Raw genomic sequence first — 20735 nt, 5'->3', positions numbered from 1 at the left:
TCACCCGACGGGCGGTTATCACCGTCCGGTTCGGACCGTCGCGTCGACACCGGCGGCGAGGCGCCCACCTTATGATCCACGCCCTGCCGGACAGGGTTATGTCACAAATCGACAGTCGATATTTCGACGAACCGTCCGGTTCGGGTGAGCAGACCTCATAATCCGCCCCGAAAAATGGTTCGTGCGAATGCAATCGATCGTGCAGATGCACTTGCATACCCATGGTCGACGGTCCTAAACTCAGTCCCGCAGAGCTTTACAGGGGACAACCAGGGGAGGCCGTGTGTGCGAACCGACGGCCGAGTCGCCAATGGTTTGCTGCCGCCACATGTCAGGGGTTTTCAGATGGACCGACCACTTTCCGGCGGCAGGCTCGGGTACGCCGACGCCGCACTGGCCGACCAGCCAGCGAACGGTATGACAACTATGAGCACATATGCGGCCCGCAACGGCCACCGAAATATCGCGTACTCGCGGGAGACCGCGGTCGCCTTCGTCATCGACGCGGTCGAATCCACCGGTGCCGCCACCCGGAACGATTTCGATATCGACCGGATCGTCTCCATCGCGCATGCGATGGCCGACGACTGGGATATGAAGGCCTTGCAGCCGGCCACGTTCTGGCGCATCGCCTCCAGTTTCATCAAACAGTAGCGTCGAACGACGCCGCCGCACGCCGTCGGGCTTCCACACCGCCGTGGAGGCCGATGAGCCTTTTCGTGTCGACATATCGGCGCGTCAGTAGGCACGCGGAACAGCGCCGCGATAATTTCGGCGGGACCGTTGTGTGTCCCCGTTGCCATGTGCAGCCACACGGTCCGAGAAAGACGACGCGTGGCACGAACCCCTCGGTCGTCACCGGACAAAAGAAATTGGGTGTTTGCCGAATCAATCGGCAAACACCCAATTCTTTCAGGCCGCTATCAGAGCCCGGTCGCGTACTTCCGCAACATATCGATCGACTTGTCCGGCGGCAATGCCTGCACACTCAACCGATCCATCACCGACAGATACTGGGCGAGATCCTGCCTGCGATCCAGATACAGGGCGCTGGTGAGATGTTCCAGGTAGACGATATCCGGAAGTTCCGGCTCGGCGAAACGCAGAATGCTGAAAGAGCTTCCCGCGGCGGCATGTTCACCGGCCGAATACGGAAGTACCTGGATGGTGATATTCGGAACGTCGGCCAGGTCGATGAGATGTTCCATCTGCTTGCGGTGCACGGCCGCACCGCCGACGGGCCGGTGCAGCGCCGCCTCGTCGATCACCGCCCACACGATGGGCGGTTCGATGGGACGGAACAGCAGCTGCTGCCTGCGCTGGCGAACAGCGACGCGACGATCGGTGTCCGCGTCGTCGGTGCCCAGCGTGAGAACCGCCTTGGCGTATTCGGGCGTCTGCAACAGGCCGGGCACCAAATGCGCTTCGTAGGTACGGATCTTGCCCGCCGCCTGCTCCAGCCCCAGATAGGTACTGAACCAGGATGGCAGCAGATCGCTGTAGCGGTGCCACCACCCGGGCTCGTTCGCTTTGCGCGCCAGATCCAAGAATGCTTCGCGCTCTTCCGGATCGATGACGCCGTACAGCGTCAGCAGGTCGCGGATATCACGCTCTTTGAAGCCGGTGCGGCCCAATTCCAGGCGACTGATCTTCGCGTGCGATCCACGGATGGACTCACCGGCATCCTCCCGGGAGATTCCCTTGCTCTCCCGGAGTCTGCGTAGTTGTCCACCGAGCGCGATCCGAAGCACTGTCGGACCACGTTCCGCGACAACTGATTGCACACGACCGTCGTCATCGGGTTCTGCGATCATGGAGTTCGTCTCCGATACTCGAGGTTGCCCATCAGTGTGTCACATACGCACCCCTGTAGGACACACCGCACCGACCGCAATGTTACCTTTCAGCTAGTCAAATCGTCGAACTCTCCCGCCTTGGCTCCGCGAACGAACGCGTCGATCTCCGGCCGGGTATAGAACAGCACGCTTCCCTCGGGATCACGCGAGTTGCGCATGGCGACCAAGCCACCCGACGCCTCCGCGACCTCCACGCAGTTCCCACCGTTCGGACCGCTGAACGAACTCTTGCGCCAAGCGCTTTCGATCTTGCGCACAGATGTATCGGGCATTTTCCACTCCTCGGATCACACCGGTGTAATGACGAATCATGTTTTCGGACTTGCAGATGCACGCTCAAACGTTCTTGCATCCGCACGGACGCGAGGACGATAGCACGGAGTTCACCGCGGCGCACCGAATAAATTGGACCTACCGGTCGGCTTTGTTGGGCTATTCCGATGCGGCCACGCGAATCCCGTGCTCAGGTCACCGATCCGGGCCGCTAGAGCGACCCGAATCTTGTACTGTCACAGTGCACATCGGATGTACCAGCCATTCGCGACACCCTTCACGGCGTGCCGCCGAACACGCTTGCTGAGGAGCTAGAGGAATGCCAGAAGACAACGCCCCCTTGATCAGAACCGATATTCCCCATTCGGCCCGCATCTGGAACTACTGGATGGGCGGCAAGGACTACTACGAAATCGACCGCATCGCAGGTGATGCCGGCATCGAGGTCGACCCCGACATCACCACCATGGCGGTGCAGTCGCGCCAGTTCCTCATCCGCGCCGTCACCTACCTCGCGGGCGAGGTGGGCATCCGCCAGTTCCTCGACATCGGCACCGGACTGCCGACCATGCAGAACACCCACCAGGTGGCGCAGAGCGTCGCACCCGAATCGAAGGTCGTCTACGTCGACAACGACCCCCTCGTCCTGACCCACGCCAGGGCGCTACTGACCAGCACGACCCCCGAAGGTGTGACCACCTACGTGGATTCGGACTACCACTTCCCCGAGCAGATCATCGCCGACGCCCGCAACGTGCTGAATTTCAACCAGCCGATCGCCGTCATGTTCATGGGCGTGCTCGGCCACGCCAAGTCCTACGACGACCTGCTGCGTATCGTGAACACCGTGCTCGACGCCGTTCCGGCAGGCAGTTATCTGGTGATGTGGGACGGCAGCGACGACAGTCCCGCCTACGTGACCCTGTGCGAGAACTACACCGGAACCGGTGGCACACCGTATGTTCCACGGCCTCAGGCCCAGATCCGCGCCGTCTTCGACGGCCTCGAGCTGGTCGAGCCCGGCTTCACCTCGATCACCCAGTGGCGTGCCCCGGATACCGAAGTCGGCGAGATCCGTCCCATTTCGGCCTACTGCGCGGTCGCCCGCAAAGTCTGAGCTGCTTTCCCGCGAATTCGAAGCAGCCAGTGGCGGTTTCCGACCGGTAGGTCGGAAACCGCTATTTTCATATCGGGCGGTTTTTCCGAATACCATGGGCGTTCTTGCAAATGTACTTGCATCCGCAACGTGCGAACGCATAAACTCGTTCTCGTGAAACGGGGAGATAACGCCGAGACAACTCTCCGGCGTCACCGCGCACTTCGACTCCCCCGAGCCGCAAGCGAGGGGCGGTCGATATGAGCCAGGCATTTCGTGCTCCCCGCTCGTCCGGTATCAACGGTGTCGGCGTGGATGTAGCACGGTCCCGCACCGTCGCGGAACGAGCGGTGACCGACTGCGGCGCCGAACCGGGCGGCCTCACCTACCGTCGCGCTCGCGAAATCCTCACCCTGCACGAGGTTCACGGACCACAGTGTCGCCAGTGGCTCGCGGCGGCCGCGTATCTCTCCGCCGGCCTCGACGACGAGTAGCTCGCAAATCCACTTGTGCACACTGATGTTCGTACAAATGTGCTTGCATTTGTACCATACGCCGCCCTACACTCGAGCGCGTTAGATCAGGGGATTTCGCATCCGGAGCCCGCGCCGACGTCGCCGAGCGGATTTCGGATGCGCCAGTAGTCCAGAGGCGCGCATGGACCAGTCACCACACCGTTCCCGCAGGCTCGGCATCGCCGACATCGCCGCCGTCTACGGCACGGAGGCCTTGCATCACCGCATCGCCCAGTTGCGTGCGAGCGGTCAGCACTACGCCGCGGTAGCCATCGAGCACGAAATCCGCAGCGGCGGAGCGGCGGAGCGCGCCGGCGGATAGACCCCCACCTCCCTTCGAGGGCATCGGCGACCGCGGCGGGCCCGCGGCCGCCGCCCTCTCGTCGGCGATCCTCGATCCGATTCTCCCGCAACAGGTCCCGAAGGCCCTGCGAGAACTCTCCAGTACCAGAAGAAGTCCCATGAACCCTCGCCAGGTTCATAACTATTTCGTATAGTGATGTAACAATTCGGACGCAGATGTATTACGCCCGAGAATCACTGGAGCGACGTATGACCTTCTCCACGCTGGACCTGTCCGCTGAGACGCCGGACTCGGCGCTCGAAATCGGCGGCCGACCCGCGTCGGTGCCGCTACAGAACACAGACCGGGTCGCCTCGCGCATGGTCGGATACTTCGCCACCTGTATGGCACCGTGCCGAACCCTGCCGGGCGAGCAATTGCGCGGAGACGTCACCAAGATGACCAGAAGTTGTCTGGCACTGGCCGCCGAGATGTTCGACCGGCGCTCGGTACCCGACGACGCGCGCCTGGGCGAAGTACGCGAGGCCGCCGCGCAATGGGCGAGGGAGGCGGTACCGCTGGGCACCATCCTGCGTGCCTACCACCAGGGGCTACGCATCGCGTTCGGACTGGTCACCGCCCGTGCCAAGGCCGACGACGTCGACGAACTCCTCGTCGCGACCGATCTCATGCTCGAACTTCTCGAGGCGATCACGGTCGCGGTCTCCGATGCCTACGTCGATGAACAGCACCTGGTCGCCAGGGAACATCAGACGGCGTCCCAGACGCTTGCCTCGGCATTGCTGAGTGGGCGCCGCAGCTCGGCGCTGGCACGGCAGGCCGGGATTCCGATCGCCGACTCTTACGAGGTGGTGGCGCTTTCCATCCCCGAACACGCCGACGAGCGTGATCCGCGAGTGGACTCCCAGGTCGCGGCACGACGCAAACTGCGCAGGCTACAGTCCGAACTCGCCACCTCGCTGGAAGCGCGGGCACTGACGCTGCTCTCCACCAAGGGCGGGACGCTGCTCATTCCCGTCTCCGACGCGGGTCCGACCCTGACGGCCGAGGTCCTGGCGACGCTCACCGAGGCCGCCGGGGTGCCGATCACCGCGACCGTGGTGGTCACCGACACCGATCAGGTACCCGAATCCGCGGATCAGGCCCACGAACTGCTCAATCTGGTGCGGGTCGGCGGACGCGAACCGGGCCTCTACCGGATGGACGATCTGGCGGTGGAGTATCAACTGACGCGCGGCGGACCCGCCGTGCGGCGCATCGCGACCATCCTGGAGCCACTCGACGCCCACCAGGAATTGTTCGACACCATGCGCGCCTACCTCGGCAACGACATGAACCGACAACTGACCGCGCGTCAGCTCTATGTCCATCCCAACACCGTCGACTATCGACTGCGACGCATCGCCCAGCTCACCACGATCGACCTGGCGACCTCGTCGGGTATCTCGCAGGCGGCCATCGCGTTGCTCGCCCGCGACCTCGACCGCAGCGTGACCCGACGTCTCTGAGATATATCGCGCGTATATACCGTGTCGAATTCGTGCTGGACGGCCACGGCGTGACGGGGGATCCTGGAACCCCGTGCCCCTGGATGGTGTGAATATGCGAATCGCCGAAATCCTGCGCAGGAAAGGCGCCGACGTCACGACCGTCGCGCCCGAGACAACGGTGCGCGCACTGCTGGCCACATTGGCCGCGCACAATATCGGAGCGGTGGTGGTCTCGTCCGACGGCCGCGCGATCGCGGGCATCGTCTCCGAGCGTGACGTGGTCCGCAGCATGTACGAACACGGCGCGCGACTACTCGATATCACGGTCGCGGAGATCATGACCGCGGATGTGCGGGTGTGCGCGCCCGACGACCGGGTCGACGGTCTGCGCCGGATCATGACCGACCATCGGATCCGACATCTGCCGGTGGTCGACGACGGCAGACTGGTCGGGATCGTCAGCATCGGCGACGTGGTGAAGAGCGCCATCTCCGAACTGGCCACCGAACGCCAGCGCCTCGTCGAATACGTGCAAGGTCAGTACTGATCGGTGTCGTCGGCTCGTCGCGGACATCGGCCGCGACGCGGCCTTGCCGTGCGCGCGAAACATGTTGTCCACCTGAATTCTTCGATGTCCCACGGAAATGTGCGTATCGTTGGTGACGTCCAGCGCGTCCTGCGAAGGGAGCGTCACATTGCGGTCATCCGCGCCCGGGTCGCGCGCCGCCCCGCCCACCACCACGTCCACCGCCACGCGGTGGACGACCGGGGACGCGCACTCCCCCGGTCTCACCGTGCCGGTCCGAGAGATGTTCCCCGCGTTGGCCGATTCGACCGAGGTCTACCTCGACAGCGCCGCCACCACCCAGAAACCCCTGGCCGTCATCGACGCCGTCCATCGCTATCATTCCTCGCACACCTCCAACGCCGGGCGCGGCACCTATCCGTGGGCGACGGCGCTGGGCACGAGGCTGTCCCGGATCCGCACGCGCACCGCGGCATTCGTCGGCGCCGACCATCCCGACGAGATCGTGTTCACCTCCGGCGCGACCGCCGCGCTCAACGCCGTCGCCCTGTCGTGGGGATTCGCCGAGCTTCGCGACGGTGACGAGATCCTCTACAACCCGGGCGATCACGTGTCCAACGTCTACCCGTGGCATCATCTGCGCGAACTGCTGGCGCGCTCGGGACGGCGGATCACCCTCATCCCGTATCGGATGACCGCGACCGGCGAGGCGGATACCGACGATATCCTCGCGAAGACCACGCCGCGTACCCGCCTGGTCACCACGAGTCATCTGCACCACGTCTTCGGCGGCCGGACCACCCTGGAGGAATTGCGCGGCCGGATCGACCCGTCGGTGCTGCTGTGTTTCGACTGTAGCCAGAGCGGTGGGCATCTGCCGATCGACGTCACCGAACTCGGCGCGGATTTCGCGATCTTTTCCGCGCACAAGATGTTCGGCGCGCCGGGCACCGGAGTTCTCTACTGCCACCGCCGGATCCACGATCGCCTGCTGCCGTTCCTGCCCGGCGGCAACAGCGGTGTCCGCTTGACCGAAACCGGTCTCACCACGACCGGAATGCCGGAACTGATGGAGGGCGGCACCCACAATATTCCCGGGATCCTGGCGCTCGGCGCGGCCCTGGATGTGTTGGAATCCCTCGATCTCGCGGTGATCGCCGCGCACGATCGCGCACTCACCCTGCGGCTGATCGACGGACTGCGGCAGGTGCCCGGGCTGGATTTCCTGCCGGGACCCGCCTACGCGGCCTGCGAGGTCGGGTACGGCATCGTCTCGTTCACGCTCACCGGAATCACCTCCGCCGACGCGGGTTTCGTCCTGAGCGAACTCGGCTTCCTGGTGCGCACCGGCCTGCACTGCACCGTGTCCGACGAGGACGGCACGAGGGATGTCGACTCGGTGCGGGTCAGCACCCATATCTACAACACCGCCGAGGAGATCGACCGGTTAATCCGGTGCGTGCGGACCATCGCCCAGGAGGTTTCGTGAGCAGCGACGACCCGCGCTACGACAGGAGGGCCGCGTCCCGGATCCTGGCCGAACTCGCCCGGCCCGGCCTGTTCGACGGGCCACCGGTCGCACCGGAGCCCCGCCGTCTCCGATTCGGCAGCGCCGAATTGCGCACCGAACCGGGCAGCCATCTCACCTACTCGCAGCGGCTGTACCTCGAGCGGTTCATGCGTCCGTGCCGAGCCGCGCAGGTCACCACCGCGACCCACCGTATCGCCTGGACCGACAGTGACGGCATTCCCAATACCGGCCACTACCGCGCGGACGGTCTCGGACCGATCGTCCCGATCGCCGTGCGCGAGACGGTGCTCGACCTCTGGCACACCCTCACCGCGAATGCCGCGCTGCACCGGCGGGTGGCCGCGCTCGGCCCGCCCGAACACGAGGTCCTGGAGGCGACGACCACCGATCACGATCCGCTGGAGATCTTCCGGGTCGGGATCGAGGCGGCCGGTCGCGCGCTGGCTCAGCACGCGCTGCTGGCACGGCAGACCCCCTACCGGGATGCCGTCGAATTCGCCAGGGGGATGCGCGATTCGGGCATCTTCCCCGCGGTCGCGACCCGATGGTATTGGGAGTTGCAGGCCTCGACCTACCGTCGCGGAATGATCCCGGTGACATTCGCGTCCCAACCGGACGGGACCGTGCGCTACACCGCCGATTCCGTGGTGACGCTGCGTGCGATGAAGGATGCCACCATCGCCGACGCGCACGCGGTCATGCGGCGCGCGACCGGCGTCGAGGGGCTCAGTGTCGCCGACGCGATCACGAAGTACCACGACGACCTCGACCTCATCTCCCGCCAGTACGCGCTGTTGCCCGTCGGCACCCGACCGGCCTGTCCGGCGGCCGTACCGCATCGACTCGGCGGTGCGCACTACAGCGTCCTTCCGGTGGTGGTGCAACGTCTGGTCACCGTTTTCGAGGAGATGGTCGGGCGATGCGATATCGACGAGATCGCGGGGGATATCGACGAGTCGACCGCCGAGGGCCCCGTCCTCGCCGAGGACCGGATCTTCTACATCCCCGATATGAACTGCAAACACTGCGTCCGAACGATCACCGGCGTCCTCGAGTCCATGGATATCGCGGTCGGGGAGGTCGATCTGATCAGCAAGCGGGTGGTGGCCGAATTCCGTAGCCCGCGCAACCGGGCGCGAGCCTTCGAGGCGATCCGCGACGGTGGATACAACCCGGTTTCCGAGCAGCCTTCCGGCACGCGGCCCGCCACCACGCACGTGTCGGAAACCGCGGTATGACCCCACCGCCGCCGACGTTACCGGCGAAACTGCACCCGATGGTGCTCGCGTTCCTCGACAGCCGAGACACGGTCGAGGCGACCGTGTCCGCTTTCGGATCACCCGTGCATCTGCTGTTTCCGCAGGTCTACGCCGAGAATCTGGCGCGTTTGCGGGAGGTGCTCGATCGCCGCGTGCCGGGGCACCGGATCTGCTACGCGCACAAGGTGAACCAGTCGCGCGCGTTCGTCCGTGTCGCCGCGCGGGCGGGGGTCTCGATCGATGTCTCCTCGCCGTGGGAGTGGGCCGAGGCCGTCGACGCCGGGTTCGGATCGGCACGGATCGAAGTGACCGGCCCGAAGGGCGAGACATTCCTGCGGCATCTGGTCGGCACCGGGTCCACGATCAATGTCGACAATCTGTGGGAACTGGGCCGGATCGCCGAACTCGCCGACGCGGCGGTGCCGGTCCTGCTGCGTATCTCGGGCTTCGACGGCACGCCGATCAGCCGATTCGGGGTACCGCTGCACCGGATGGACGAGGCGTTCGACCTGCTGCGCGCCCATCGTGACCGACTCGACTTCCTCGGCTTCGCCTTCCATCTCGACTCCGGCGAACAGGCCGAACGGGTGCGCGCCTTCGACGCCTGTCTCGGTCTGGTCGAACAGGCGTACGGCCACGGGCTCAGCCCCTCGGTCGTGAATATCGGCGGCGGACTCCGGCAGGTCTTCACCGCCGACGCGGATCGATTCGACGCCTATGTCGGACTCCTGCGCGAATCCCTGCTCGGCCGCGGTGCGCCGATGAGCTGGGCGGGCAATATGTTCGGCTATCACGTCGACGGCGCCGCCGTGCACGGCGTACCCGTATTCCACAAGTACGCCAATACTCTCGCGGCCGATCGTCTCCTCGACGATCTGCTCACCTCGCCGTTGGACAACCACGGCGGGCGCAGCGTCGCGCAGGTCGCGACCGACAATCTGCTCACCCTGTGGACCGAGCCGGGTAAGGCGCTGGTCGACCACGCCGGAATCACCGTGGCCCGCGTGGAATTCACGAAGGAGACCGCCGACGGCTCCGAGTTGGTGCATGTGGACATCAGCCGCGACGCGGTGACACCCGCCGACCAGGAGGTCATGGTGGATCCGATCCTGCTCCCACCGGTCCGGGACGAATTCGGTTCGGCACCCGCTGGATTCGACGGGGCATCGGCCCGGCGGGCGCGCGCCACCGCCGACACCGGCCCGCTCGGCGTGTACATCGCGGGACGCCTGTGTCTGGAACGGGATCTGATCACCAATCACCTGGTCTGGTTGCCGCGCCGCCCACGACCGGGTGATCTGCTGGTCTTCCCGAATACCGCCGCCTACCACATGGATCTGTCCGCGGCCGCCGCCTCCCGGCATCGTCCGCCCGCGAAAGTGGCGGTGACGCGACGGGACGGCGTCTTCCACACCGGCCCCGACACCGAATACGAACCCGACGTCGCGGTCGAATACCCCTGTGTTCCCCGGGTGAACGGGGCGATCTGATGCGCTACGACCACATCACCGAATTGATCGGCGACACCCCGCTGCTGCGCCTCGATCCCCGGGTGCACGGCCTGGAGAATGTCGAACTGTACGCGAAACTGGAGTCCTGCAACCCGTTCGGCTCGGTCAAGGACCGGGTGGCCTGGGCCATGATCCGTGACGAACTCGACGACGTCGCCGCGAGCGGCCGCGGCTTCATCGAGGCGTCGAGCGGGAACACCGCCAAGGCGCTGCGCGTCCTCGGGGCGATGCACGGTATCGGGTTGCGAGCGGTGACCAATCGGATCAAGGTCGGGGAGGTCCGTGATCTGCTGCGGATTCTCGGCACCGATATCGTCGAACTTCCCGGCCTGTCCGAATGCCCGGATCCGACGACCCCGAACGATGTGTACTCGGTGATCGAGGCGACCATGGCCAAAGAGCCCGGCGCGTACCATCATCCGTCGCAGTACACCAACGAGAAGAACGTCGAGGCGCACAGTCTCGGCACCGGCCGGGAAATCCACGACGACCTGTCCGACGACGGCAGCGTACGCGTCGACTATCTGATCGGCGGGCTCGGCACCACCGGCTCCACCCGGGGCACGGCGACCTACCTGCGCAAACACAATCCCGAACTGCGCACCGTCGCCGTCGTCTCCGAACGGTCCGATTTCATCCCCGGCATCCGCTCCGAAACCGAGATGTGGGATGTCGGACTCTTCCGACCGGATTTCTACGATCACATCGTGACGGTGGAATCCGGCGTCGCGATCGACGCGACCGTGGAGCTGGCCACCCGCTACGGCGTCCTGGCCGGTCCGACCAGCGGCGCTTCCTACGCGGCGGCGCTGGAAACCCTCGGCGCACTGGATCTCTCGGACCGCGCGGACGATCCGGTCGTCGCCGTCGTCCTCGTCTGCGACCGCATAGAGCCGTATCTGTCCTACATCAAGCGGCGCAGACCCGAACTCTTCGGCAAGCCGCAGCGGCGGAGCCCGCCGAGCGCCGGGGAGATCGCCGCGACACCGGTGCTGACACCTGCCGAACTGGTCCGGCTCGACGCGCGGGAACACCCCCTCGTCATCGATACCAGGGGGGCGATGGCCTACCGGATCGGCCATGTCCCCGGTGCGCTGAATATTCGCGACGATCAACTCGAGGACATGTTCGCCCAGGGGATGCCGTTCGCCCGGTCACGGCCGGTGGTGTTCGTCTGTCCGGTCGGCGAGGTGTCGTCGCGGTTCGCCGCGCTCGCGCGCCGGGCGGGCATCGACGCGGCCGGTCTCGACGGCGGAATCACCGCGTGGCGTGACGCCGGACTCCCGATGGAAAGCGGTGCGTGAGTGGGCACCGCCGGGTCCGCGAGGCCAGGATTCGAGCGCACCCACCACGGCGCATTACTGTGAAACCGTGCAGACAGGTCAGGAATCAGAGGACGCCGGTCCCCGCATCTGGGGCGGGACGACGCTCACCGAGCGACGTGAGGCGCGTCGTATCGCGCTGTTGGAGGCGGCGCTCGACCTGATCGGTGAGGCCGGCGCCGCCGGGGTCACGATGCGCGCGGTCTGTCGGCGGGCCAACCTCACCGACCGCTACTTCTACGAGAGTTTCACCAGCCGCGACGAACTGCTCGACGTGCTCTACCGGCAGGTTGCCGAGGAATTCCTCGAACCGATGACGGCGTTCGCGGTGGCCGACGATCCGACGCGGGATCGCGCCCTGTCCGAACTGCTGGTGGACAAGGTGCTGGAGGATCCGCGTAAATCCCGACTGTTCCTGGTCGAGCCCTATTCCAGCACCGGCCTCGGCCAGACCACGATCGCGGTGATGCCCGCCTTCACCCGACTCATCCAGGACCACCTGTTCACCGGTATCGAGGATCCGGTGCGACGCAGGCTCGCCGCGGTGACGATGGCCAGCGGTAACGCGGGCATGTTCTCCGCCTGGCTGAACGGATCGTTGCGGGCGGGCCGCGAACAGATCGTCGACCACTGCGTCGCCACCATCACCGCGTATCGCGGCATCTACGGCTAGATCCGGCCGGTCCGGCTACGGCTCGAGTTCTCGGACGAAGGTCACCCGCGTCGTGCCGGGGCCGTCGTAGCCGGGAAAGCTCTGTTCGGCCTCGGTGAAACCCATCCGCGCGTGGAACGCGCGCGAACCGGTGTTGGTCTCGGAGGTGATGGCCCGCACGATGGTGCGTCCGTGCGCGCGCACCGCGTCGAAGAATCGACGGTAGAGCTCGCCGCCCAGACCGTGCCCGTGCAGCGCCGGATCGACGCCGACGAAGTGGATGTAGGCCTCCTTCGGCCTGGACTGCGACAGAAATCCGATGAGGAACGCCACCAGGTGACCGTCGCGTTCGACGACGACGCTGGTGTCGGTGAAGTGCTGGAAGAACAGTCGCGGCAGCAGGCCCGCGCGCTGTCGGGCGCCGTCGTCGCCACCCAGTCCATCCCACCACCGGTCGAGGACGGCGAGCACGCGGGCGTGGTCTTCCTCGGTGGGGGCGCGATAGGTCAGCGCCGGTGTCTGCGGCGCGGTGTCTGCGGGCGGCGACTCCATCACTTGTCCTCTTTCTCTCGTGTAAGCAGCCTTCCACAGTTCCTCCTGACGCCGGAAAGAGACCGGACGGCATTTGACGACGCCCGCCATCACTTCTAATGTGAGGGCAGCCGCCATCACATGTGGACAAGCCAGAGGAAAGGCAGTGCCGCCATGCCGTTGTTCAATCCGAGAACCGAGACCTTCGCGGAATTCGACCCGAAGACACGCGAACTGCTGACCGCCGTCGTCGGATTCTTCGAAGACAAGGGCAAAGTCGCGCTCACCGAGGACGCCCACCGCGCGGAGTGGTACGACGACTGGATGGCCTTCCTGGCCGAATCCCGAGTCCTGGCCTACATGGCGACGCCGAAAGCCCACGCCGGCGCCGACCCGGACAAACGCTGGGATACCGCGTTCATCTCCCGGTTCAACGAGATCACCGGCTTCTACGGCTCCCAGTACTGGTACGCGTGGGGTGTGTCGACCCTCGGGCTCGCCACCATCTGGCAGAGCCGCAACGGCAAGGCGCACGCCCGCGCGGCCGAGGAACTCGACCGCGGCGGCATCATCGGCTTCGGTCTGTCCGAGAAGGACCACGGCGCCGATATCTACGCCACCGATATGCTGCTGACCCCCGACGGCGTCGGCGGATTCACCGCCACCGGCAGCAAGTACTACATCGGCAACGGCAATGTCGCGCGACTCGTGCCGACCATCGGGCGACGGACCGACCTGGAGGGGCCCGACGCCTACGTGTGGTTCCTCGCCGACAGCGCGCACCCGGACTACGTCCTGGTCAAGAACGTGGTGCACGGCCAGAACTACGTCAGCGCCTACGATCTGGTGAACTATCCGGTCTCCGCCGAGGACGTCCTGCACACGGGACGGCGCGCGTTCGATGTCGCCCTCGCCGCCGTCAACTGCGGCAAATTCAATATCGGCATGGTGACGCTCGGCATCGTGCAGCACTGTTTCCACGAGACGATCAATCAGGCGTCGACGAAGATCCTCTTCGGTCATCCGGTCACCGAATTCGGCCAGGTGCGTCGGATCCTGTCCGAGTCCTACATCCGCATCAACGCGATGAAGCTCTACCACGAGCGCGCGATCGACTACATGCGCAGTTCCACGCCGGAGGACCGGCGCTTCGTGATGTTCAACTCCATCGGCAAGATGAAGGTCACCAGGGAGGGCGAACGGGTTTTCCGCGAACTCTCCGATGTCATCTCCGCCAGGGGTTTCGAGAAGGACAGCTACTTCGCCGTCGCGCGCGCGACCATCGATTCCATGGCGCGACTGGAGGGTACGGCGCACGTGAACATGGCGCTCACGCTCAAGTTCATGCCGGGATTCCTCTTCAACGCGGCCGAATTGCCCCCGGTCCCGGTGCGTCGCGACCCGGGTGACGACGAGGCGTTGTTCCGCCAGCCGGGAGCCGCCGGGCTCGGCAAGGTCCGATTCGCCGACTGGCGCACCGCGTTCGCCGGATTCCGGCACCTGCCGAATGTGGCGCTGTTCCTGGAACTGGCCGAGAGTTTCACGCAATTCCCGGTTCAAGCGCCGCCGACCGAGGAACAGACCGGCGACCTGGACTACCAACTGGCGGTGGGCGAATTGTTCACCCTGCTCCCCTACGGTCAGCTCATCCTGGAACAGGCCGCGATCGTCGGTACCTCCGACGATATCGTCGACTCGATCTTCGAGATCTTCGTGCGCGATTTCTCCCAGTACGCGATCGGCGTGTTCGGCAAGTCGTCATCAACTGTGGCACAACAGGATTGGGCGACGAGTGTGTTGCGCAAGCCGATCATCGACCCCGAACGGTCCCGCCGCGTCGACGAGGAAGTGGCCGGTTACGCGGGCACGTACGAAATGAACCCGTGACGCTCGACCTCGTTCCGCGCGGGGTTCACCGCATCGCCCTGCGATAGGCGAGATTCTCGCGGGTGAACACCGTGTCGGGGTCGTTCGGTCCCAGCGCGCTGATCTGATCGGCGAGCAGCGTTTCGTATTCGGCGAGGGCGGTGCCCACATCACCGCCCTCGGCCCGATGGTGGGCCAGATTGTTGCGCGCTTGCAGGGTCGTGCGGTGTTCGGGACCCAGAATCGCGAGCAGACCGGCGCACAATTCCTCGAAATCGGCGATGGCGCCCGCCCGGTCGCCGCTTTCGGCACGCCACCGCGCCAGATCGTTGCGGGTGGCCAGGGTCGCCGGATGATCGGCGCCCACCAGCCGGAGCCGAGCGTCGAGCAATTCCTCCAGTTCGGCGACAGCGCCGGCCGCGTCACCGAGACGACCGCGCAAGAGCGCGAGCTGCTGTCTGGTGTCCAGGGTCGCGGGATGATCGGCGCCGTGGATGCGCAGCCGGTCGGTCAGCAACCGCTCGAAATCGGCAAGCGCGATTTCCGCGTCGCCCTTGTCGGCCCGGTGACTGGCCAGCACGGTCCGGGTGACGAGCAGACCGGGATGATCGGCGCCGAGCGCCACGAGTTTGTCCGCGACCAGATCCTCCAGCCGGTCGGTGACATCGTGGGCGTCGCGGACGAGCAGACTGAAGGTCAGCAGATTGTGCCTGGCGTCGAGCACGTTCGGATGGTCGGGACCGAGGACGCGTAACTGATCGATGATCAGCACTTCCAATTCCGCGATGGCGGTGGCGAGATCGCCGCCCTCACCCCGGTTGAGCGCGATATTGTTGCGCGTGATCAGCGTATTGGGATGATCGGGACCGAGCACCCGCAGCTGATCGCGGAGCAGGTTCGCGAATTCGGCGACGGCCCCGCGCGGATCGCCGCCGCGCGCCCGGCAGTAGGCGATATTGCTGCGCGTGGCCAGGGTGTCGGGATGATCGGGACCGAACACCCGGAGCCGATCGGTCAGCAGCCGCTCGAATTCCCTTCCGGCACCGGCGAAATCGCCGACGCTGCTGTGCACGCCCGCGAGATTGCTCCGGATGACCAGGATCGCGGGATGATCGGAACCGAGCACCCGCAGCTGATCCGGGATCAGGCGTTCGAATTCCGCGATCGCCGTCGCGTGATCGCCGCTGTCGGCGCGGTAGGAGGCCAGACTGCCCCTGGTGCCCAGGGTTTCGGGGTGATCCGCGCCGAGCACTCGCAGCCGATCGGTGAGCAACGTCTCGTACTCGTGCACCGCGCCGGCCAGATCTCCCGCCTTTCCGCGCGAGTAGGCCAGATGGTCCCTGGTCATCAGGGTGTCGGGGTGGTCGGGGCCGAGTACCCGCAGCTGATCGGTGAGCAGCCGCTGGAATTCGGCGACCGCGCCGCGCAGGTCGCCGCTGCGGGCACGGCACCAGGCCAGGCTGTCCCTGGTGTCGAGGCTGACCGGGTGTTCGGTTCCGAGCACCCGGATCCGGTCGGCGAGCAGCCGCTCGTAATCGGCGATGGCCCCCGCCAAGTCGCCGCTCTCGGCGCGGAAGGTCGCCAGATTGTCGCGAATACCCAGCGTCTCGGGATGATCGGCCCCGAATTGGACCAGGTGATCGTCGTAGAGACGTTCGAACTCATCGATCGCGCCCGCCAGATCGCCGCGATGCGCGCGGTAGTAGGCCAGATTGTTGCGGGTGCGGAAGAGATCGGGATGTCCCGGAGCCAGGGTGCGCCGCTGATCGGCGAGCAATCGCTCGAATTCCGCGACCGCGCCGTTCAGGTCACCGCTCTCACCGCGCAACCACGCGAGATTGTTCCTCGTGGTCAGCGTGGTCGGATGGGTCGGACCGAGCAGACGCTGTTCGTCGACGAGCAGGGCCTCGGTTTCCGCGATCGCGCCCGCGATATCGCCGCTGACCCCGCGCCAGCGCGCGAGACTGCCCCGCGCGTGCAGGCTGTCGGGATGGTCGGGGCCGACCGCGGCCAGGAACGACGGCAGCCACGCCGCCCACAGATCCCGATTGTCCGCCGCGCGCGGGGTCTCCAACCGGATGAGGAACGCGACGGCGGCGGCGGAATCACCGTGCGCCAGGCTGTGACGCGGACCGGAACTGCGGGCATAGGCGACGGCGGACGGGTGCATACTCGACGCGATCGCACGGCCGATGGCCCAGTGCCCGTCGGCGAGATCCACACCGAGACGGTGGGTTTCGGCTCGCAGGGCCGGGAGCAGCACACCGTGGGTGACGCCGAGAGTCTCGTATTCGGTGCCGGGTCTGCTGCGTGTCACCAGCACGCCGAGGCCCACCGCCAGGTCACGGATACGCGAGGTGCCCAGGTCGGCGCCGAGCGAGGCCATGGCGCCGTCGAGCAATTCGATCGGCAGCACCGGGCCGACACCGGCCGCGACCAGGACGGCCAGTAGCGGCCCGAGGGCGCCGACCCCCTCGGGCCCCGCCGCCCGCACCGCCTCCTCGACGCGCAGCGCGACGATGCCGTCCAACCCGACACCACCCGATACCTGGCCGCTGATATCGGAGGCGGTCTCCATGAGCAGTCGCGCCAGCAGCCAACCGCCCGCCGCGCCCGCGTCACCGGATCCGCCGGGGGCGTCGACGAGCAGTCCGTCGATCCAGCGCACCCAGTCGGCCCGGTCGACATCGGCGGGCTCGGCACGCACGGTGCCGACGATCGAGGCGATATCGTCGGCGGCGGGTTCGACCACCGCGATACGGTGCATATGGGTCAGGGCCGGATCGTCCTCGACTCCGGCCCCCTCCCGGAAACCGATGATCACCCGCACGTGGCGCAGTGCCGGACGCGTCGTCAACTGGGCGACGGCGCGGATCAGCAGGCGCCTGACCCCTTCTTCGGGCTGATTGAGCCCGTCGAGCACGATGGTGGTCCGCCTGCCGTCGCCCGCCAGTCGCGACAGCGGTCTGCACACCTCGATGTCGAAGGCGTCGAGTTCGGTGACACTGGCCTCGGCCGCGCGCTTGATCGTCTCGACCGCGGCCGCGAAACCGGGCAGTCGCGCCGACAACTGGGCGGCCAGTTCGGTCGACACCGCGGCGAACGAACTGTTCACCGTGAGGAAGACCGCCGCGGTGATGTATTCCGGGGCGACCGGAAGGGTGTCGACCAGGCTGGGCCGGATCAGCATGGCCAGCAGTGTCGACTTGCCGACGCCGGGCGGGCCGACCACCGCGCGCAGCCGGTGTGCCCCGGATTCGACTATCTCGGTGAGTGTTTCGCGGACGGTGACCGTCAACAGCAGTCGTCTGGTCAGGTGATCGACGAAACCCGCTGCGGCCCGGCCCGTTACGGCATCACCGCGCCGAGCCACGTTGGGCACCAGCCACAATCCCGGGTCGCCGCCGTGCCCGGAGACGGCTCCGGAGGTGAACGACAGGTGCTGGGGCTGCTGCCTGGTGCACGCCGTCGCGACCGGCCCGACGAGATCGGACGGCAGCAGGTTCTCGCCCCGCGCGGGCAGACCCGCGTCGAAGGTCCGCAGCAGGGTTCTGGTGAAACAGCCCGCGAACGCCGGTCCGTCACCGGCCGCGACCAGAAGTTCCATCCGTCCGGCAGATCTGGCCAGCAGATCCGTCCAGCGCCCGGCCGCGCCGAGCACGCCCTGCTCGGTCTCGCAGGCGTCGACCAGGACGACGAGACCGTCCAGGGTCGAGCGGTTCAACCGCTCCCTGATCTCCTGGGTCAGATGGAAGGCGGTGCGCGAGGTCGGCACCGGCGGCGAATCACGGCTCAGCAGATAGAAATCCGCGTCCCCGGTCGCCACGCCGTGGCCGATGAAACCGATCAGCAGTGTCGCCTGCTGCGCGTCGGCCGCCGCGAACGCCTCGTCGACGGCGGAAATCAATTCCGCCGCCGTCGGATCGAGCAGCGGCCCGGGAACCGACCTCGCCGGACGCCAGCCCCCGGTTTCGGACAGATTCGCCTCGAGTCCGATCGCCAGTTCGGCGACGAAACCCAGCTCCCCCAACGCGGCGCACTCCGATCCCACGATCAGTGCCAGCCGTCCACCCATGCAAGGACGATACGTGAGCCCACGTGTATCCACTTGCCACGGAGTCGATCATGCTCGGGTAGTCCGGGGCACGCCCCGAATGCCCGGAGTGCACGTAGGCTGAGCGGGTTCCGGTGCCCATTGGAGGAGTTCCACGCGATGACCGATCCCGTGACGGGATTGACGGGTACGATGACGTCGCCGATTCGCAGTGCCGGGGGTTTGGGAGAAGTCCTGGTCGCGATTCGCGGGGGAACGGAATCGTATATCGCACGCGCGGACGAGCCGGTCGCGGCGGGGAGCACCGTGCTGATCATCGAGGCACATCCCGGACGCATCGTCGATGTCGTGCCGTGGATTCCGCTCGCGCCCGATCGGCAGCAGGATATCTGAGAGAAGGAGTTCGACGTGCTGGGCTACCACGTACCTGACCCCGACGAGGCGATGCTGGTCAGCGGCGCCAAGGTCAAGGACAACGCGCCGTTTCGGGTGATCATCGGACGGGGCACGTGGGTGGTGCCGCTGTTCCGCAAGGTCAGCTATCTGTCGCTGGCGATGTTCGAGGCCGAGATCAAGGAACGCTGCGTCACCAAACAGGCGATCCAGCTCGACGTCCGCGCCGTCATCGCGTTCAAGGTCGCCAACGACACCGTTTCCATCGTCAATGCCGCGCAACGATTCCTTTCCGAACAGGAAAAGGAGATGTCGGTGCTGACCGGGCGTATCTTCTCCGGTCATCTGCGCTCCATCGTCGGCTCGATGACGGTCGAGGAGATCATCCGGGAACGCCAGAAACTGGCCGACGAAGTGCTCATCGCGTCCAAGGTCGAGATGGGCAATATCGGGCTCTGGGTGGACTCGTTCCAGATCCAGTCCATCGACGACGGAAATCTCGGCTACATCAATGCCCTCGCCGCGCCGCACAACGCCGCGGTGCAGCGTGACGCGCAGATCGCGCAGGCCCAGGCCGCGCAGCGAGCGGCCGAGGCCGAACAGGAATCGCTGCGCAGACAAGCCGAGTACCAGCGCGAAACCCTGATTCTCAAAGCCCGATATCAGCGCGATATCGACAAGGCGAACTCGGAAGCGGCGCAGTCCGGTCCGCTGGCGCAGGCGATCGCCATGCAGGAAGTGCTGACCGCGCAGGCCGAGCAGGCCCGCAAGGAGGCCGAACTGCGTGAACAGCAGTTGCAGTACGAGGTCGTCAAACCCGCCCTCGCCGAGGCGGAACGGGTGCGCATCCTGGCCGAGGCGGAAGCCGACCGGACCAGGATCCAGGCCGAGGCCGCCGCGTCCAACAATCGAATCGCGTTGGACCAGTTGCTGATCGAGCAGTTGCCCGAAATCGTCAAGCAGGCGGCGGCGGGTCTGTCCAATGCGAACCTGACGGTGCTCAACGGCCCCGACGGTGTGAGTGAATTGGTGAACGGAATGGTCGGCCAGGGATTGACGGTGTTCAACTCGCTTCAAAAGGCGCTTTCGAACAACGTCGAGGATAATGCGGGCTAAAGTGGCCCGGAAGTGACGGCGGCGGCGAGGAGCGGGTGTTGGTGTCCATCGGTAAGTTGGTGTCTTTCGACAGTTCGCGGGGTTTCGGGTTCATCAGGCCCGAGGACGGTGGGCCCGACGTGTTCGTCCATGTGAACGACATCGGGTTGGACGAGGACGAGTTACGTCAGGGCCGGGTTTTCGAATTCGACGTCACCGAGGGCGACCGCGGCCCGAAAGCGATCAACCTCACCGCCGTCGGCGGTGCGCCTTCCGGGCCGCCGCCCCGGCACAAGAAGGAAAAGTCGCACACCGGACAGCTCTCCGCCGTCGAACACCAGCGTCTCATCACCGAGTTGTTGCTCGATGCCAGTCCCGCCCTCACCGCGGGCGAGATTCTCACTATTCGTGAGCGCCTGACGGCATTCGCCGAAGAACACGGCTGGCTCGACACCTGAGCC

At 66.0% G+C, this 20735-nt stretch carries 19 protein-coding genes; 15 read left to right on the top strand and 4 right to left on the bottom strand.

The annotated features are described in order from the left end of the window. Nucleotides 1-345: 345 nt before the first annotated feature. Entirely contained in the window at nucleotides 346-654 is a 309-nt protein-coding gene (locus DAT37_RS09730) for a hypothetical protein (protein ID WP_109524354.1), read from the top strand. A 269-nt stretch (nucleotides 655-923) separates the two neighbouring features. Here DAT37_RS09730 and DAT37_RS09725 read toward each other — a convergent pair whose 3' ends face one another. Both DAT37_RS09725 and DAT37_RS09720 read right to left on the bottom strand, forming a co-directional pair. After that, nucleotides 924-1814, bottom strand: a complete 891-nt coding sequence (locus DAT37_RS09725; RefSeq protein WP_109524353.1) for a helix-turn-helix domain-containing protein — start codon at nucleotides 1812-1814, stop codon at nucleotides 924-926. An 89-nt stretch (nucleotides 1815-1903) separates the two neighbouring features. Further along, nucleotides 1904-2128, bottom strand: coding sequence for a DUF397 domain-containing protein (locus tag DAT37_RS09720; protein ID WP_109524352.1), 225 nt, complete (start codon nucleotides 2126-2128; stop codon nucleotides 1904-1906). A gap of 320 nt (nucleotides 2129-2448) precedes the next feature. Here DAT37_RS09720 and DAT37_RS09715 point away from each other — a divergent pair, with 320 nt between their 5' ends. From DAT37_RS09715 to DAT37_RS09670, 10 genes are all read left to right on the top strand, one after another. Continuing rightward, entirely contained in the window at nucleotides 2449-3246 is a 798-nt protein-coding gene (locus tag DAT37_RS09715) for an SAM-dependent methyltransferase (protein WP_109524351.1), read from the top strand. Nucleotides 3247-3536: 290 nt separating this feature from the next. Further along, entirely contained in the window at nucleotides 3537-3719 is a 183-nt protein-coding gene (locus tag DAT37_RS09710; protein WP_157978370.1) for a hypothetical protein, read from the top strand. A gap of 163 nt (nucleotides 3720-3882) precedes the next feature. Then, nucleotides 3883-4062, top strand: coding sequence for a hypothetical protein (locus DAT37_RS09705; protein ID WP_109524349.1), 180 nt, complete (start codon nucleotides 3883-3885; stop codon nucleotides 4060-4062). A 230-nt stretch (nucleotides 4063-4292) separates the two neighbouring features. Next, nucleotides 4293-5552, top strand: a complete 1260-nt coding sequence (locus DAT37_RS09700) for a PucR family transcriptional regulator (RefSeq protein WP_109524525.1) — start codon at nucleotides 4293-4295, stop codon at nucleotides 5550-5552. Between the two features lie 94 nt (nucleotides 5553-5646). Then, nucleotides 5647-6081, top strand: a complete 435-nt coding sequence (locus DAT37_RS09695; protein WP_109524524.1) for a CBS domain-containing protein — start codon at nucleotides 5647-5649, stop codon at nucleotides 6079-6081. 148 nt (nucleotides 6082-6229) lie between these two features. After that, nucleotides 6230-7549: an aminotransferase class V-fold PLP-dependent enzyme gene (locus DAT37_RS09690; RefSeq protein ID WP_232839612.1), complete on the top strand. Its 1320-nt coding sequence runs from the start codon at nucleotides 6230-6232 to the stop codon at nucleotides 7547-7549. Next, nucleotides 7546-8829 (top strand): heavy-metal-associated domain-containing protein, encoded by a 1284-nt coding sequence (locus tag DAT37_RS09685; protein ID WP_109524347.1) that lies wholly within the window; start codon nucleotides 7546-7548, stop codon nucleotides 8827-8829. The genes DAT37_RS09690 and DAT37_RS09685 overlap by 4 nt, the downstream gene beginning before the upstream one ends. Beyond that, complete coding sequence (locus DAT37_RS09680; RefSeq protein WP_109524346.1) at nucleotides 8826-10340, top strand: type III PLP-dependent enzyme domain-containing protein; 1515 nt, start codon at nucleotides 8826-8828, stop codon at nucleotides 10338-10340. Before DAT37_RS09685 ends, DAT37_RS09680 begins: the two co-directional genes overlap by 4 nt. Further along, entirely contained in the window at nucleotides 10340-11665 is a 1326-nt protein-coding gene (locus tag DAT37_RS09675) for a pyridoxal-phosphate dependent enzyme (RefSeq protein WP_109524345.1), read from the top strand. Before DAT37_RS09680 ends, DAT37_RS09675 begins: the two co-directional genes overlap by 1 nt. 67 nt (nucleotides 11666-11732) lie before the next feature. Beyond that, on the top strand, nucleotides 11733-12356 hold the full coding sequence (locus tag DAT37_RS09670; RefSeq protein ID WP_109524344.1) for a TetR/AcrR family transcriptional regulator: 624 nt from the start codon (nucleotides 11733-11735) through the stop codon (nucleotides 12354-12356). Nucleotides 12357-12371: 15 nt separating this feature from the next. Here DAT37_RS09670 and DAT37_RS09665 read toward each other — a convergent pair whose 3' ends face one another. Next, nucleotides 12372-12887 (bottom strand): GNAT family N-acetyltransferase, encoded by a 516-nt coding sequence (locus tag DAT37_RS09665; protein WP_109524343.1) that lies wholly within the window; start codon nucleotides 12885-12887, stop codon nucleotides 12372-12374. 153 nt (nucleotides 12888-13040) lie between these two features. Here DAT37_RS09665 and DAT37_RS09660 point away from each other — a divergent pair, with 153 nt between their 5' ends. Then, nucleotides 13041-14753, top strand: coding sequence for an acyl-CoA dehydrogenase family protein (locus tag DAT37_RS09660; RefSeq protein ID WP_109524342.1), 1713 nt, complete (start codon nucleotides 13041-13043; stop codon nucleotides 14751-14753). A gap of 25 nt (nucleotides 14754-14778) precedes the next feature. Here DAT37_RS09660 and DAT37_RS09655 read toward each other — a convergent pair whose 3' ends face one another. Beyond that, entirely contained in the window at nucleotides 14779-18807 is a 4029-nt protein-coding gene (locus tag DAT37_RS09655; protein ID WP_109524341.1) for a tetratricopeptide repeat protein, read from the bottom strand. A gap of 138 nt (nucleotides 18808-18945) precedes the next feature. On the opposite strand from DAT37_RS09655, the gene DAT37_RS09650 reads away from it, so the two are divergent. Genes DAT37_RS09650 through DAT37_RS09640 form a run of 3 tightly spaced genes read left to right on the top strand, consistent with a single transcriptional unit; the run spans nucleotide 18946 to nucleotide 20732 of the window. Further along, nucleotides 18946-19179: a hypothetical protein gene (locus DAT37_RS09650; RefSeq protein WP_109524340.1), complete on the top strand. Its 234-nt coding sequence runs from the start codon at nucleotides 18946-18948 to the stop codon at nucleotides 19177-19179. Nucleotides 19180-19194: 15 nt separating this feature from the next. Continuing rightward, nucleotides 19195-20295 carry an SPFH domain-containing protein gene (locus DAT37_RS09645; RefSeq protein WP_109524339.1) on the top strand — a complete coding sequence of 367 codons (1101 nt, stop codon included), beginning with the start codon at nucleotides 19195-19197 and terminating at the stop codon, nucleotides 20293-20295. 35 nt (nucleotides 20296-20330) lie between these two features. Continuing rightward, on the top strand, nucleotides 20331-20732 hold the full coding sequence (locus DAT37_RS09640) for a cold-shock protein (RefSeq protein WP_109524338.1): 402 nt from the start codon (nucleotides 20331-20333) through the stop codon (nucleotides 20730-20732). Nucleotides 20733-20735: the final 3 nt, after the last annotated feature.

The organism is Nocardia aurea, from assembly GCF_003123685.1.
Classification (GTDB): domain Bacteria; phylum Actinomycetota; class Actinomycetes; order Mycobacteriales; family Mycobacteriaceae; genus Nocardia; species Nocardia aurea.
The sequence above is the reverse complement of the archived record's forward strand: the minus strand, read 5'-3'. Positions and strand labels throughout refer to the sequence as shown.